The 13,782-nt window shown below is 74.8% G+C and carries 15 protein-coding genes and 2 pseudogenes; 9 read left to right on the forward strand and 8 right to left on the reverse strand.

Translation table 11 applies throughout. From position 1 onward, the window contains the following. From DT057_RS04495 to DT057_RS04515, 5 genes are all read left to right on the forward strand, one after another. A partial coding sequence (locus DT057_RS04495) for a hypothetical protein (RefSeq protein ID WP_162501315.1) occupies positions 1 to 213 on the forward strand: 213 nt, incomplete at its 5' end. A 7-nt stretch (positions 214 to 220) separates the two neighbouring features. Continuing rightward, complete coding sequence (locus DT057_RS04500) at positions 221 to 514, forward strand: RNA-binding S4 domain-containing protein (RefSeq protein ID WP_128560923.1); 294 nt, start codon at positions 221 to 223, stop codon at positions 512 to 514. 139 nt (positions 515 to 653) lie between these two features. Then, the gene (fdxA, locus tag DT057_RS04505; RefSeq protein WP_128560924.1) at positions 654 to 992 is read left to right on the forward strand and encodes a ferredoxin FdxA; all 339 of its coding nucleotides are present in this window, start codon (positions 654 to 656) and stop codon (positions 990 to 992) included. Positions 993 to 1,418: 426 nt separating this feature from the next. Continuing rightward, positions 1,419 to 2,006 carry a CarD family transcriptional regulator gene (locus tag DT057_RS04510; RefSeq protein WP_128560925.1) on the forward strand — a complete coding sequence of 196 codons (588 nt, stop codon included), beginning with the start codon at positions 1,419 to 1,421 and terminating at the stop codon, positions 2,004 to 2,006. Positions 2,007 to 2,276: 270 nt separating this feature from the next. Then, positions 2,277 to 3,155: an RNA polymerase factor sigma-32 gene (locus DT057_RS04515; RefSeq protein ID WP_128560926.1), complete on the forward strand. Its 879-nt coding sequence runs from the start codon at positions 2,277 to 2,279 to the stop codon at positions 3,153 to 3,155. 129 nt (positions 3,156 to 3,284) lie between these two features. Here the strand turns inward: DT057_RS04515 and DT057_RS04520 are convergent, their stop codons facing one another. The 4 genes and pseudogenes from DT057_RS04520 to DT057_RS36455 all read right to left on the reverse strand — a co-directional run. Beyond that, positions 3,285 to 4,034, reverse strand: a complete 750-nt coding sequence (locus DT057_RS04520; RefSeq protein WP_128560927.1) for a 4'-phosphopantetheinyl transferase family protein — start codon at positions 4,032 to 4,034, stop codon at positions 3,285 to 3,287. A gap of 214 nt (positions 4,035 to 4,248) precedes the next feature. Next, the gene (locus DT057_RS04525) at positions 4,249 to 5,214 is read right to left on the reverse strand and encodes a LysR family transcriptional regulator (protein WP_238312856.1); all 966 of its coding nucleotides are present in this window, start codon (positions 5,212 to 5,214) and stop codon (positions 4,249 to 4,251) included. 357 nt (positions 5,215 to 5,571) lie between these two features. Continuing rightward, positions 5,572 to 6,213 (reverse strand): annotated as a pseudogene (locus DT057_RS36450) (MFS transporter); the annotation flags it as partial. Between the two features lies 1 nt (position 6,214). Next, positions 6,215 to 6,974 (reverse strand): annotated as a pseudogene (locus DT057_RS36455) (MFS transporter); the annotation flags it as partial. On the opposite strand from DT057_RS36455, the gene argJ reads away from it, so the two are divergent. The 3 genes from argJ to DT057_RS04545 are packed head-to-tail and all read left to right on the forward strand — an operon-like array spanning position 6,966 to position 9,417. Continuing rightward, the gene (gene argJ / locus DT057_RS04535) at positions 6,966 to 8,210 is read left to right on the forward strand and encodes a bifunctional glutamate N-acetyltransferase/amino-acid acetyltransferase ArgJ (protein WP_128560929.1); all 1,245 of its coding nucleotides are present in this window, start codon (positions 6,966 to 6,968) and stop codon (positions 8,208 to 8,210) included. The pseudogene DT057_RS36455 and the gene argJ overlap by 9 nt on opposite strands. Continuing rightward, positions 8,207 to 8,953 (forward strand): SIMPL domain-containing protein, encoded by a 747-nt coding sequence (locus DT057_RS04540; protein ID WP_128560930.1) that lies wholly within the window; start codon positions 8,207 to 8,209, stop codon positions 8,951 to 8,953. Before argJ ends, DT057_RS04540 begins: the two co-directional genes overlap by 4 nt. After that, complete coding sequence (locus DT057_RS04545) at positions 8,950 to 9,417, forward strand: (deoxy)nucleoside triphosphate pyrophosphohydrolase (RefSeq protein ID WP_407068071.1); 468 nt, start codon at positions 8,950 to 8,952, stop codon at positions 9,415 to 9,417. The genes DT057_RS04540 and DT057_RS04545 overlap by 4 nt, the downstream gene beginning before the upstream one ends. Before the next feature lie 61 nt (positions 9,418 to 9,478). Here DT057_RS04545 and DT057_RS04550 read toward each other — a convergent pair whose 3' ends face one another. Then, the gene (locus DT057_RS04550) at positions 9,479 to 9,844 is read right to left on the reverse strand and encodes a DUF427 domain-containing protein (protein ID WP_128560931.1); all 366 of its coding nucleotides are present in this window, start codon (positions 9,842 to 9,844) and stop codon (positions 9,479 to 9,481) included. A 9-nt stretch (positions 9,845 to 9,853) separates the two neighbouring features. Next, positions 9,854 to 10,753 carry a methyltransferase domain-containing protein gene (locus tag DT057_RS04555; protein WP_128560932.1) on the reverse strand — a complete coding sequence of 300 codons (900 nt, stop codon included), beginning with the start codon at positions 10,751 to 10,753 and terminating at the stop codon, positions 9,854 to 9,856. Between the two features lie 104 nt (positions 10,754 to 10,857). On the opposite strand from DT057_RS04555, the gene DT057_RS04560 reads away from it, so the two are divergent. Further along, positions 10,858 to 11,658: a ComF family protein gene (locus DT057_RS04560; RefSeq protein ID WP_128560933.1), complete on the forward strand. Its 801-nt coding sequence runs from the start codon at positions 10,858 to 10,860 to the stop codon at positions 11,656 to 11,658. 36 nt (positions 11,659 to 11,694) lie between these two features. Here the strand turns inward: DT057_RS04560 and DT057_RS04565 are convergent, their stop codons facing one another. Together DT057_RS04565 and DT057_RS04570 are read right to left on the reverse strand one after the other, a co-directional pair. Then, the gene (locus DT057_RS04565; protein WP_128560934.1) at positions 11,695 to 12,960 is read right to left on the reverse strand and encodes an MFS transporter; all 1,266 of its coding nucleotides are present in this window, start codon (positions 12,958 to 12,960) and stop codon (positions 11,695 to 11,697) included. Between the two features lie 297 nt (positions 12,961 to 13,257). Beyond that, positions 13,258 to 13,782, reverse strand: a 525-nt coding sequence (locus tag DT057_RS04570) for an invasion associated locus B family protein (protein ID WP_128560935.1), incomplete at its 5' end; no start/stop codon positions are given.

A 13,782-nucleotide genomic window follows, 5' to 3' on the forward strand; every position in this document is an offset into this window, starting at 1 on the left:
CGGCCGGGCCGCGGGCCGCACCCGGGCGGACGCCCGAACGACGAGCGGGGCGGCCGTCCCCCGCAGGACCGCCGCGACGGGCAGCACCGCGGCGGCGGCATGGCGGAGGCCCGCCCGCCCCGCCGCGAGCGCGCGCCCGACCCGGACTCCCCCTTCGCCAAGCTCCTCGCCCTGAAGGCGCAGATGGAGGCGAGGGACGGCGACAAGCGCTGAGCGCGCCGTGCGGGCGGACCGGCAGCGCCTGGACAAGTGGCTCTGGTTCGCGCGCTTCGCCAAGACGCGCTCCCTCGCGGCGCGCCTCGTCGCGGACGGCTTCGTCCGGGTGAACGGCCAGCGCGCCGACGCGCCGGCCACCCCGCTCGCGGTCGGGGACGTCGTCACGGTCGCGGCCCTGCACGTCACCGCGGCGGTCCGGGTCGTCGGACTCGGCCTGCGCCGCGGGCCCGCGCCGGAGGCCCGCACGCTCTACGCCGACCTCGACGCGCCGCGCCCCGGGACCCCGGAGGCACCGTGACGCGAAGGCGACGGAGGCGCAAACGACGCCGCGCGCGGCCACGCGGCGGCTTGCCAGCCCCTCGGGCAGGGTCTAAGGCCCGCCCACACGATCGAGGGCGCCACGCGCCCGCCGCGCTGCCCTGAGGTTTGACCGGCCCATGACCTACGTCGTCACCGAGAACTGCATCAAGTGCAAGTACATGGACTGCGTCGAGGTGTGTCCGGTCGACTGCTTCTACGAGGGCGAGAACATGCTCGTCATCCATCCGGACGAGTGCATCGACTGCGGGGTCTGCGAGCCGGAATGCCCGGCCGAGGCGATCAAGCCCGACACCGAGCCGGGCCTCGAGACCTGGCTGAAGCTCAACGCCGACCTGGCCAAGGACTGGCCGAACATCACCCAGAAGAAGGCGGCCCCCGGCGACGCCAAGGAATGGGACGGCGTGGCGGGCAAGTACGACGCCCATTTCTCGGCGAACCCGGGCTCCGGCGACTGAGCGCGCCCGGTCGCGGGGCGCGTCCCTCCGGGCCCTGCGACCGCCGCATGGCGGGGCTGCGGATAGCCGCTGCGGGCCGGCGGGACAGCGGGGACGGCACCGGGCGGGCGGTGCCGATCGCCTGAATTTTTTTGATTTTAGGGCCTCTTCGTGCTAGGTTCCTGATCGCCGTCGCTTACGTCCGACGTGCAGCCTTCGCCCGCCGAGCGGGATTTATGTCGATGGGGCGAAGCTGCATGCGCTCAGCCGTGGTGGATTTTTTCTGGTCCGCGGCAACTTCGGGCGTCCTTTAGCTATCGGTTGACAGGGACTGGCGGGCGTCCTTCGGGCCGTCCGGCAGGCGCGTATTTCCACCGGGTGCCCTGACCCGGATGATCGATCCGCTCGCGGCCCATCCGCGAACGGTGACCTGGAGGCCACCCCCGCATGACGACCGCCAAGAAGACGACAGCCGCCCGGCAGGGCTTCAAGACCGGCGAAGCGATCGTGTATCCGGCTCACGGCGTCGGCCGCATCACGGCCATCGAGGAGCAGGAGATCGCCGGCTACAAGCTCGAGTTGTTCGTGGTGTCGTTCGAGAAGGACAAGATGGTCCTGCGGGTCCCGACCGCCAAGGCGAATTCCGTCGGCATGCGCAAGCTCGCCGAGCCGGACCTCGTGAAGAAGGCGCTCGACGTTCTCACCGGCCGCGCCCGGGTCAAGCGCACCATGTGGTCCCGCCGGGCCCAGGAATACGAGGCCAAGATCAATTCCGGCGACCTCATCGCCGTCACCGAGGTGGTGCGCGACCTCTACCGCTCCGAGGCCCAGCCCGAGCAGTCCTACTCCGAGCGCCAGCTCTACGAGGCGGCCCTGGACCGGGTCGTGCGCGAGATCGCGGCGGTCAACCGCATCACCGAGACCGAGTCGCTCAAGCTGATCGAGCAGAACCTCGCCAAGTCGCCGCGCCGGGTCAAGGCCAACGAGGCGGACGGCGAGGGCGAGACCGAGGACATGCAGGACGAGGCCGCCTGATCCGGGCGCTGCCCGTTCCACGCAACACCGTCGAGAGCCCGGCCCTGAGCGCCGGGCTTTCGCACGTCTGGGCCCCGTGTCGCCGCGGGGCCGGTGATGCGTGGTGCGCGACAGGATCGTGCCTCATCGCGTTTTTCCGCAGTGCGGGAACCAAGGCGCGACCTCCACCGTTGTCGAAGGCCTTGCGGTGTCATCGGGTGCGATTGCGCGCGCACCGGCCCGACCACATCGCGCAACACAGCGCTCGATCTGAAAGCGGCGGAGGCGGGGATGGCGGAAATCGCAGGCATACGTCGGCAATTCGTGAGACTTGCGATGGATGCTCCCTTCCTCGAGAGGGAGGAGGAACGCGGCCTTGCCGTGCGCTGGAAGGACGAGCGTGACGAACGGGCCCTGCATCGCCTGATCTCCGCGCATATGCGCCTCGTCATCGCCCTCGCCGGACGCTTCCGGCACTACGGCCTGCCCATGGCCGACCTCGTCCAGGAGGGACATGTCGGCCTGATGGAGGCCGCCGCCCGCTTCGAGCCCGAGCGCGAGGTCCGCTTCTCGACCTACGCCACGTGGTGGATCCGGGCCTCGATCCAGGATTACATCCTGCGCAACTGGTCGATCGTGCGCGGCGGCACCTCCTCGGCCCAGAAAGCCCTGTTCTTCAACCTGCGGCGCTTGCGGGCCCGCCTGATGCAATCCACCGACGAGCGCGTCGGTGACGAGATCCACCGCCGCATCGCCACCGCGATCGGCGTCTCCCGCGAGGATGTGGCCCTGATGGATGCCCGCCTGTCGGGCCCCGACATGTCGCTGAACGCGCCCGTCGGCGACGAGGGCGAGGCCTCGGCCGAGCGGGTCGACTTCCTGGTCGACACCTCGCCGCTGCCCGACGAGACGGTGTCGGAGGCGGTCGACGGCGAGCGGCGCCTGAGCTGGCTCCGGCAGGCCCTCACCGTGCTGTCCGAACGCGAGCTGCGCATCCTGCACGAGCGGCGCCTCGCTGAGGACCAGGCCACCCTAGAGGCCCTGGGGCACCGCCTCGGCATCTCGAAGGAGCGGGTGCGCCAGATCGAGAACCGCGCCCTCGAGAAGCTCCGGCGCGCACTGGCCGAGCGCTTCCCGCAATCGAACACCGGCATGAGCGCCTACGTCTGAGGCGGGTCCCGCCCGCAACAACCGTCGCGACTGTCCGGGGCATCCGGCCGCGCGTGAGAGCGCCGATCCGGGTCGCCCGCCTGCCGTGACGCGTCCGTCCGCGCGACCGTCCCCCGGCGGGCGTGCGCGCTAGTCCCCGGCGGCATCCGCGACACCGGGGGCGCCGACGACCCGGACGTCCAGGTGCGCCTCCCCGCTCCAGGCGAAGCGCGCCCCGTCGCCGAGCACGAGGGACGCCGCCCTCAGGCGCAGCCCGCGGTGATCGAGCCGCCACGCCGCCCCATCGGGGACGAGCCGCACGGTCTCGGGCACCGCCGACAGGCCCTCGCCGCTCGCCTTCAGGCAGGCCTCCTTCACGGCCCAGATCTCCAGTGCGCGCCGCGGCCGCGCACCGGCCGGCAGGGCGCGGAACTCCGCGAGCTCGGCCGGATGCAGGAAGTGCGGCCCGAGGGCGTCCCAATCCACCGGGCGCGCCGCTCCCTCGACGTCGACGCCGATCCGGCCGCCGCGCGCCAGCGCCGCGGCGACCCAGCCCGCGCCGTGGCTCAGGTTGAGGTCGAGGTCCCGGGCGTCGGGCAGGGCGGGCCGCCCGAACGCGTCGCGCACCAGCACGAGCCCGGCCGGAGGCCGCCCGAGCAGCCCGCCGAGGAGGTGGCGCAGGAGGCCGTGCGCCGCCTCCCGCTCCAGGCGGTCCTGGGGCTGCCGGAAGCGGGCGATGCGGGCGGTCTCGTCGGGCGGGAGCGCCCGCCGCGCCGGGGCGAGCGCCGTCGCCACGATGCCCGCGGGGGCGACGACCGCGAGGGCCTCGCCGGGGCCGAGAACGGGGACCAGCCGGTCGAGCGGCAACGACTCGATCCCGGAACGATCCCGCACCGCCATCCCCCGTCCGGATCCCTCTGCGCGCGCGCAGTAAGCACGCGCGGGCGGGCCGCGTCACCAGCCCGCCGCGGTCTTGCCGCCGCGGTCTTGCCGCCACGGTCTTGCCGCCACGGTCTTGCCGCCGCGGCCTTGCCGCCCCAGCCCGAGCGGACGCCGCTCGGGCTGGGAGGACCCCGCCCGTCCGGGACTGCCCGCGGCGGAGGCGGCGCCGGGCTCAGGCCCGGAGGGCGTACAGGGAGGCGGGCTCGGGCGCCTCGGCCTCGGCGAGGCCGTCGAAGCCGGCGCCGCGGGGCATGAGCTGCGCGGCGAGCTGGCGCGAGGCGAACTCGATGAAGCTGCGGGTCTTAGCGGGCAGGAGCCGCGACGTCGTGATGATGTAGATCGGGCTCGGCGGGGGGCTCCACTCGGGCAGGATGCGCTGGAGGTGCCCCGCCTGCAGATCGGCCTCGGCGTCGATCACGTGCAGGAGCGCGACGCCCTGCCCGCCGATCACGAAGCGGCGCGCGAGGGCCTGGCTGTTGCAGGAGACCGCGCCGCAGACCGAGACCGTCGCGGCCTCGGCGCCCCGCGACAGGCGCCAGTTGCTCGAGCCCGTGCTCGCCGCCCCGGTGGGCGGGCCGAGCACGATTGCCTGGTGCGCGGACAGGTCCGCCGGCTGGGACGGCGCGCCCGCCTGGGCGAGGTAGGAGGGCGCCGCGAACAGGCCGTTGTCGAGCTGGGCCACCTTGCGGGTGATCATCGAGGTCTCGCGCGGCTCGTCGACCGCGATGGCGAGGTCGTAGCCCTCCTGCGCCAGGTCCACCATCGTCGGGCGCAGGTCGACATGCACCCGCACGTGCGCGTGCTGGAGCGCGAAGTCCGACACCACCGCCGAGAGGTGGTGGATCACCCACAGGTCCGGCGGCGCCGCGATCTTCAGGAGCCCGCTCGGGCCCCGCGCCTGCGCGATCAGCTCGTCGAAGGTGCGCTGCGCCTCCTCGACCAGCCGGATCGCCTGCTCGTAATAGGCCTCGCCGTAGGGCGTGAGCACCAGCTTGCGGGTGGTGCGGTCGAGCAGGCGCAGCCCGATCGTCGCCTCGAACTGCGTGATGCGCCGCGACAGGGACGAGATCGGCACGTCGAGCGCGGCGGCGGCCTGGCTGAAACTTTTCCGCTTCGCGACCTCAACGAACAACGCCATGTCGCGCAGGACTTGCGGGTGGGCCAAACGGAACCTCCGGAGGACGGATGCGGGCGCGTGATCGCGGGGGCCGAACCTGATCCTCTAGATAATATTTTGCAACTCTAGATCCAATGATTCGGCGCGCCCCAACGTCACCTCCGGCACGGAAAGGACTTTTTCGCGGGGGCGCGCGCGTTCCGCCGGACGGACCCGGGCGCTCGGGACCGCGCCGCGGCCCGAGGGAAGCCCGCCGCCGCGCCCCGCGAAGGGCCGGGCCGGGGCGCCGGGTCCGGCCGTGCCGCCGCCGCGGCAGCCCGGCCGGCCGACATGACCTCTGGTTGAAAAAGCCAAGCCGCAACTCCGGAGGCCGGCACCTCACCGGCGCCCGGCCGGAGCGCGGCGGGCGGTCCGCCCCGCCAGGAGGGCGCAGAGCGCGAACACCGTGCCGGCGAGGGCGGCGGCGCCCGCGAGGCCGAGCCAGGGCGCCAGGGGCCCGGCGGCGGCGGCCCCCGCCACGTCGCCGAGGTTCAGCGCCGCCATGGTGATCTCGAACTGCGTGGCGGCCCCGGCCCGACCCTGGCTCATCCGCATCACGGCCGGCACCAGGGCGACGATCAGGAGGCTCGGGGCCACGCTCGACAGGGCCAGGATGGCCGGGCCCGCAGCGCCCGCCGCGCCGCCCGCGATCAGGCCGGCTATGCCCGCGAAGGAGGCCGCGCAGGCGAGGAGGAGCAGGCGCAGGGCGCGCAGCGGGCCGGCCCGGTCGGACCACAGCCCCACGGCCAGGGCCCCGAGGGTTCCGGCCACGAAGGCGAGGCCGGCCTGGGCCCGCGACAGGAGGGCGGCGTCCCAGCCCTGGTCCTGGATCAGCGCGACCCCGAAGCGCACCTCGAACAGGCCGAGCGCGGCGTCGACCGCGAAGCAGAGGCCGATCAGGACGAGGGATTCGCGGCGGCGGAGCGGGACGACGAGGCGCCGCAGGAGGCGCCGGAGGCGCACGGGCCGGCGGGGCGGGGGNCGACCAGGAGGGCGTCGCCGGGCGCCTCGCGCACCAGGAGCGGCAGCAGGCCCGCGAGCGCGCTCGTCGCGAGGAGCAGCCACACGCTCGGCGCGAAGCCGACGCGCTCGAGGGACCACGAGAACAGGAGGGCGCCGGCCGCCGTCCCGGTGACGAAGCCGGCCCGCGTGCAGGCGCTGGTGCGCCCGAGGGCGTCCTTGGGCACGTGGTCCATGATCAGGCGGTCGGTGGCGGTGTCGAGGAGCGCCGCGAAGGCGCTGTGGAGGCAGAAGACCGCGCTCACGAGCCCGATTGCCCGCACGTCCGGCACGAGGAGCAGGAGGGCGAGGGCGCCCTGGGTGCCGAGGAAGCCCGCCACCCACCAGAAGCGCCGCCGGCCGAGCCGCGAGGCCGCGCCGCGATCGACCAGCGGTCCCCACAGCAGCGGCTGCACGGTCCAGGGCAGGCCCGCGAGCGCGAAGTGGCGCCCGACCTCGGCCGCCGCGAAGCCGAGGGCCGCGTAGTGGTTGGCGAGCGCCGTGAGCGAGAATCCCGCCACCAGCCCCTGGTACAGGTAGGCCGCGAAGAAGGCGGCGTAGCGCCAGGCGGGGCGCTCCAGCGTCGGTGCGGTCACGGGGGCTCCCGGGGACGGATCGGGGCGCCATCCTGCCAGACGCGGCGGCCGTCCGTCCCCGGTTGACGGGCACGCCTCCTGCGGGGCAACACCGCGGCGCCGGCGCGGACAGGCGTCGGCGCACAGCCGGAGCCCCGCATGTCGCACCCCGTCTCGCCGCTCGCGCCGCCGCGGCAGCCCGACCTGCCGCCGGTTCCCGGCGTGCGCCTCGCCACCGCGCAGGCGGGCATCCGCTACCGCGACCGCACCGACGTGCTGTTCGTGCTGCTCGATCCCGGCACGCGGGCGGCGGGCGTGTTCACCCGCTCCAAGTGCCCCTCGGCCGCGGTCGACTGGTGCCGCGAGGCCCTCGGCGCCGGCGAGGCCGAGGCCCGTGCCCTCGTGGTCAATTCCGGCAACGCCAACGCCTTCACGGGGCTGCGGGGCCGCGAGGCGGTGCGGCTCACCGCCGGGATCGCCGGCCAGGCGGCGGCGTGCGCGCCCGGCCAGGTCTTCATCGCCTCGACGGGCGTGATCGGCGAGCCCCTCGACGCCACGAAGTTCGAGGGCGTGCTCGCCGACTGCGCCGGGCGCGCGGATCCGGGGGCCGCCGGCTGGGCGCAGGCCGCGCGCGCCATCATGACCACCGACACCTTCCCGAAGCTGGCGACGCGCCGCGTCCGCCTCGGCGACGCGGAGGTGACCCTCAACGGCATCGCCAAGGGGGCTGGCATGATCGCCCCCGACATGGCCACGATGCTGTCCTTCGTGTTCACCGACGCGGCGCTCCCGGCGCCCCTGCTCCAGGCCCTGCTCGCCCGGGGCGCGCAGACGAGCTTCAACTGCGTCACGGTCGACGGCGACACCTCGACCTCCGACACCCTGATGCTGTTCGCCACGGGCCGCGCCGGCAACGCCGCGATCGCGTCCCTGGACGACCCGCGCCTCGCCGCCTTCGCGGCCGCCCTCGACGACCTCCTGGTCGAGCTGGCGCAGCTCGTCGCCCGCGACGGGGAGGGCGCCCGCAAGCTCGTGACGGTCGCGGTCACGGGCGCGAGCGACGACCGCGCCGCGCACCGCATCGCCATGTCGATCGCCAACTCCCCCCTGGTGAAGACCGCCGTCGCCGGCGAGGACGCCAATTGGGGCCGCGTCGTGATGGCGGTCGGCAAGGCCGGCGAGCCCGCCGACCGCGACCGGCTGGCGATCTGGTTCGGCGACGTGCGGGTGGCCGCGGAGGGCGCCCGCGACCCCGCCTACGACGAGGCCGCCGCCTCCGCGGTGATGCGGGAGCCCGAGATCACGATCCGGGTCGATCTCGGCCTCGGCGGCGGCGCGGCCCGGGTCTGGACCTGCGACCTGACCAAGGCCTACGTCGAGATCAACGGGGATTACCGCTCGTGAGGCGGGCCGCCGCCGGCGCTCTCCTCGCCGCGAGCCTGACGGGCCCGGCGCTGGCGCAGGCGCCCGCCCCGGCCGGGGACGCGGCGCCGGCGCCCGCCTCGCCCGGGCGCCTCAGCGTCACGGGCCGGGCCAGCCGCGAGGTGGCGCCGGACTTCGCCACCGTCGAGGTCGCGGTGGAGAGCCGCGGCCCGAGCCCGGCCGCCGCCCTCGACCAGAACTCCGCCGGCGCCCGAAAGGTGATCGACCTCGCCCGCGAGTTCGGCATCGGGGCCGCCGACCTCTCGACAGCGGCCATCTCGCTGCGGCCCCTGACCCGCACGGTCCGCGATCCCAACGGCCAGGTCCGCGAGGTCCCGGACGGCTACCAGGCGGGCAACGCCGTCACGGTCCGGGTGCGCGACCTGTCGCGCCTCGGCGCCCTGGTGCGCCGGGTGCTCGACGGCGGCGCCGACCGGATCGGCGGCATCGGCTTCGGGCTCGCCGACCCGGCGCGGGCCGAGAACGAGGCCCGGGCCGCCGCCGTCCGGGACGCCCTGCGGCAGGCCGAGACCCTGGCGGAGGCCGCGGGCGTGCGCCTGGGCCGCATCGAGGCGATCGTCTCGCCCCCGCGGAGCGACGAGGGGCCGGTGCGCCCGAGCGCCCGCGCCTTCGCGGCGAAGGCCGGCGCGCCGGCCGTGCCGGTGGAGCCCGGCACGCTCGACGTGAGCGCGGCCGTCGAGGTCACCTGGACCCTCGCGCCGTGACGGATCGCGGCACCCCGGACCCCCTCCCGCCCGCCCCGCCCGCCGGCGCGGCTGGGCCCCGCAGGCTCCTCCTCGTCGTCGCGGTGGCGCTGGTCGACGCGGACGGGCGCGTGCTGCTGGCGCAGCGGCCGCCCGGCAAGACGCTGGCCGGCCTGTGGGAGTTTCCCGGCGGCAAGATCGAGCCGGGGGAGCGCCCGGAGGAGACGCTGATCCGCGAACTCGCCGAGGAGCTCGGCATCGCCGTGAAGGAGGCGTGCCTCGCCCCTCTCACCTTCGCGAGCCACGCCTACGAGAGCTTCCACCTCCTGATGCCGCTCTACGTCTGCCGGCGCTGGGAGGGGGCGGTGCAGTCCCGCGAGGGGCAGGCGCTGAGATGGGTGCGGCCCCGCGACCTCGCGGGCTTCCCGATGCCGCCGGCCGACCGGCCGCTGCTCCCGGCCCTGGTCGACCTCCTGGGGCCCTGAGTCTCCCCGGCGCGGCGCGGACGCCCGATGGGCCCCGGCGCGACCCGCCGGGGCCGGGGACTCACTCCGCCAGCTCCTCGATCGCGTCGACCTTGCTTGGATAGAAGGCGAGGTGGTCCTTGATCTGCGCCACCGCCGGGAACGGCGCCTCGTAGCTCCAGACCGCGTTCTCCCGCTCGAGGCCGCCGGCCGCGAGGGAGAAGTAGCGCGCGTCGCCCTTGTAGGGGCAGTGCGTGCCGTGACGGGTCGCCTCGAACAGGTCCCAGGCGGCGTCCGCGCGCGGGATGTACTGCACCGGCGGCAGACCGGCCTCCCGGAGCGTCAGCGCCCGGGTCGTCTCGGCGACAATCACGCCCCCCAGCACCACGCGGATCCGGTGCGGGTTGGGCGCGATGGTGATCGGGTGGTCGGGACCGGGTTCCTTCATGACGCTTCCTTAGCTCCGCGCGGTGCCGAGTTCGGTGGTGCCGCGTTCCGTGGTGCCGAGCGCGTCGGCGAGCCGGGCCTTGGCGCTGCCGGGCCGGAGCGGCTTCTGCTGGCTCTCGTGCGGCACCCAGGCCGAGAGCCAGATCAGCTCGAAGGTCGCGCGCACCCGCCCGTCCGCGTCGGCGAAGCGCTCGGCGTAGAGGGCGGCGGCGCGCAGGAGGGTGGCGCGGCGCAGGAACCCGCGGCGCTCCCTCAGGGCGTTCGTGAGCCCCATGGCGCGCAGGTCGCGCATCAGCCCGAACGGGTCGGCGTAGCGGACCGTCACGGTCTCGACGTCCGTGACCGGCAGGGCGAAGCCGGCCCGCTGGAGCAGGCCGCCGAGGTCGCGCACCTCCGCGAAGGGCGCGACCCGGGGGCTCAGGCCCCCCTCGACCTCGCTCTCGGCCTGGGCCAGGACCTGGCGCAGTTCGGTGAGCGAGCGCCCGCCGAGCAGGCAGCCGACGAACAGCCCGTCCGGCGTGAGGGCCCGGCGCACCTGCACCAGGGTGCCGGGCAGGTCGTTGACGTGCTGGAGGGCGAGGAGCGAGAGGGCGAGGTCGAAGGCCCCGGCGCCGAACGGCAGCGCCTCCGGGTCGCCGACCGCGAGCCGGACGCCCGGGACCGCGCGCTCGGCCACCGGCGCCAGGCGCACGACCTCGCCGGCGCGCCCGCTCGCGCCGAGCCAGGCCGCCGCGGCCGGCAGCGGCGTGGCGAGGTCGAGGGCGCGGGGAAAGCTGCGCAGGACGGTGCCGAGGCGGTCCTGGAGGTCCTCGAGCGCCCGCACGACCAGGAAATCGGCGAAGCCCGGGCCCTGAGCCCGCGCCAGGCGCTTGCGGACGAGGGCAGCATCGAACGGGGAGGGCGTGGACATGTCCACGCTAGATGGCGCGCCGCGCCCGCGCCGGCCAGGGCCGGCCTTGCGGCGATTTGCCGAAGCGGCCAGTCTGGCGCCGTTGACCTTGCGGAAGGCACCGGATGGCGGGCGCGCCCGCGCCCGGGCGGCGGACCGGGACCCTGCGGCACCTCGCGCGCGCGCCCGGCCTCGTGCTGCGCGCCGCCGTCGGCCTGATCTACCCGCCGAGCTGCATCGGCTGCGGCGCGGCCACCGGCGTGCCCCACGCCCTCTGCCCCGCCTGCTGGGGCGGCATGCGCTTCATCGAGCGGCCCTATTGCGAGCGCCTCGGCACGCCGTTCTCGGTCGACCTCGGGGTGCCGGGCCTGCTCTCGCCGGCGGCGCTCGCCGACCCGCCGGTGTTCGAGCGGGCGCGGGCGGCGGCGCGCTACGACGCCACCGCGCGCCGGCTGGTGCAGCGCCTGAAGTACGAGGACCGCCTCGATCTTGCCGCCGCCATGGGGGCGATGATGGCCCGGGCCGGCCGCGAGCTGCTGGCGGAGGCCGACGTGGTGGTGCCGGTGCCGCTCTGGCGCTGGCGCCTGTGGCGGCGGCGCTTCAACCAGGCGGCCGTGCTCGCGCGCCACGCGGCCCGCGGCCGCGGCGTGCCGGTCGAACCCGGGCTGCTCGCCCGGGTGCGGCCCACGCGCCGGCAGGTGGGGCTGACCCGGGCGGCCCGGGCCGAGAACCTCCAGGGCGCGTTCCGGGTGCCGGAGGCGGCGCGGCCCCGGCTGGCCGGCCGGCGGGTGCTGCTCGTCGACGACGTGGTCACCACCGGCGCGACGGCGAACGCCGCCGCCCGGGCGCTGATGCGCGGCGGGGCGGCGGCGGTCGACGTGCTGGCCTTCGCCCGCGTGGTGAGCGACGGGCTCGACGGCCTGTAGGAGGCGGGCGGGCCTTCAGGCCCGCTGGACGGGCCTTCAGGCCCGCTGGACCCCGCCGAGCATGCCCTGGCTCGCCGGGGCGGCGGCGGTGCCGGCGGGCGCCAGCACCTTGCCGCGGGGGCCGACCCACTGGCCGACCCACTTGCGCGACCACAGGGCGAGGCAGCCGAGCACCACGGCCGTGAAGGCGGCGTAGAACAGGAACCCGACCGCGAACCCGCCGGTGTACTGCTTGGAGAGGCCCATGGCATTCGGCAGGATCGCGCCGCCGAGGGCCCCGATCTCGCCGATCATCGAGCCGGCCACCGCCGTGTTGGACGGCCAGCGCAGGGGCACGAGCTGGAACAGCGCCCCGTTGCCGGCGCCGAGGGCGGCGAAGCAGAACATGAACAGGATGGTGGTGAGCAGCAGCGTCGGCGTCGTGGTGAGCAGCAGGAACGAGCCCACGGCGGCGAGCAGCACCACGGTCAGCACCAGGATGCCGCCGAGACGGTCGGCGAAGTAGCCGCCGAGCACCCGGATGGCCGAGCCCATCAGCGCGGCCAGCATGGTCAGGCGCCCGGCCTCGACCTTCGTCACCGCGAACTGCTCGTAGAAGAAGGTCGGCAGGAAGTTCGACAGGCCGATGAAGCCCCCGAACGTGATCACGTAGACCAGGTTGAAGGCCCAGCCGTCCTTCTCGAACAGGCAGGCGATGTGCTCCCTGAAGCTCTGATGCTCGCGGTCCGGCGGCTCCTTGGCGAAGACGATCATCACCAGGAGCGGGATCGCCATGATCGCGCCGGCGAAGCCGTAGACCGACTGCCAGCCGTAGGCCTGGGCGAGGGGGGGCGCGAACAGCACGGCGAGCACGGTGCCGGAATTGCCGGCGCCGGCGATGCCCATCGCCAGGCCCTTGTGCTCGGCCGGGAACCAGCCCGAGCCGAGGGACAGGGCGACGCCGAAGGAGGCGCCCGCGATGCCGAGCAGCACGCCCATCGCCAGGACGTCGTTGAAGCTCGACACGTAGAAGAACCCGAAGCCCATCGCCAGGATGATCAGGGACATCTCGGTGATGGCGGCGTTTTTGCGGCCGATATACTGGGCGAGCACGCCGAGCGGGAAGCGCATGATGGCCCCCGCCAGGATCGGCAGCGAGATCATGAAGCCGGTCTGGGCCGGCGTCAGCTTGTAGGTCTCGGTGATGAACGGGCCCATGGCCCCGTTGAGCACCCAGATCGCGAAGCAGAAATCGAAGTACAGGAAGGCGGCGAACAGGGTCGGGGGATGTCCCGACTTCATAACGGTCTTGAAACTGGCCATGATGGAGCCTCACGCAAAGCCCCCGCGGGGGGTTCTCGTCGCGCTTCAGGGGAGGGGGATGCGGGCAGAGGCGAGTGCCCCGGCCGGTTCTCCCCCGTCTGTCGGACATCCCTGTCCAAGGCTCGGGCGTCTTTGCCCCGCGGCCGGCGAGCGGCAGCCTGCCGGGGAGTGTGCAGCTTTCGTGCCAGATACGGGCAGAGGGCGGCCCGGCCGCGCCGCGGCCGGGCCTGACGTACGGACGGGCAGGGCCTGCCGCGCCGGGAGGCAGGCGGCGCGGCGGGCCGGGGCGTCCCGGCCTCAGCCCGCGAGCTGCGCCAGCCGGGCGAGCGCCGCCGCGAAGCCCGCAAGGGGAACCGTGATGGTCTCCGCCTCGCCGTTCGGGCGGGTGCCGTTCACGCGCAGCGCCACCGCGGTCTTCATCGCGTCCGTGGCGACCGTCGGGAAGCTGATCGACACGAGGCAGCCGGCCTGCACGCAGGCCGTGTAGGGAGCGCCCTTGCCCAGGGTCGCGTCGTCGAGCTTGAAGGTGACGCCCGGCTCGATGGAGAGGCCGAGCGGCATCAGCACCACGCCGTCGCTGCGGCCCTCGCGGGGCTGGCTCAGCTCGATGCTGAACCGGCGCTGGCCCGATTGCGCCACGCCCTGGGCCTGCGAGAGCTGGCACTGCCGCTTCTCGCCCTCGCGGCTGCAGCTGATCGTCCAGTCGCCGTAGACCTCGCTCACCGCGCTCGCCCCCGCGGGCCAGCCGCCCGCTGCCGCCGCGATTGGCGCCGTCGGCGCCACCGGCGCCGCGACGGCGGCGGGCGCCGGGACGGGCTTCGG

The sequence above is a fragment of the Methylobacterium crusticola genome (genome assembly GCF_003574465.1).
Classification (GTDB): domain Bacteria; phylum Pseudomonadota; class Alphaproteobacteria; order Rhizobiales; family Beijerinckiaceae; genus Methylobacterium; species Methylobacterium crusticola.

Excerpts from the sequence above, each read along its gene's own strand:
- fdxA (WP_128560924.1), top strand. The coding sequence starts at position 654 with ATGACCTACGTCGTCACCGAGAACTGCATCAAGTGCAAGTACATGGAC.
- DT057_RS04510 (WP_128560925.1), top strand. The coding sequence starts at position 1,419 with ATGACGACCGCCAAGAAGACGACAGCCGCCCGGCAGGGCTTCAAGACC.
- DT057_RS04515 (WP_128560926.1), top strand. The coding sequence starts at position 2,277 with ATGGCGGAAATCGCAGGCATACGTCGGCAATTCGTGAGACTTGCGATG.
- DT057_RS04520 (WP_128560927.1), bottom strand. The coding sequence starts at position 4,034 with ATGGCGGTGCGGGATCGTTCCGGGATCGAGTCGTTGCCGCTCGACCGG.
- DT057_RS04525 (WP_238312856.1), bottom strand. The coding sequence starts at position 5,214 with ATGGCGTTGTTCGTTGAGGTCGCGAAGCGGAAAAGTTTCAGCCAGGCC.
- argJ (WP_128560929.1), top strand. The coding sequence starts at position 6,966 with ATGTCGCACCCCGTCTCGCCGCTCGCGCCGCCGCGGCAGCCCGACCTG.
- DT057_RS04550 (WP_128560931.1), bottom strand. The coding sequence starts at position 9,844 with ATGAAGGAACCCGGTCCCGACCACCCGATCACCATCGCGCCCAACCCG.
- DT057_RS04555 (WP_128560932.1), bottom strand. The coding sequence starts at position 10,753 with ATGTCCACGCCCTCCCCGTTCGATGCTGCCCTCGTCCGCAAGCGCCTG.
- DT057_RS04560 (WP_128560933.1), top strand. The coding sequence starts at position 10,858 with ATGGCGGGCGCGCCCGCGCCCGGGCGGCGGACCGGGACCCTGCGGCAC.
- DT057_RS04565 (WP_128560934.1), bottom strand. The coding sequence starts at position 12,960 with ATGGCCAGTTTCAAGACCGTTATGAAGTCGGGACATCCCCCGACCCTG.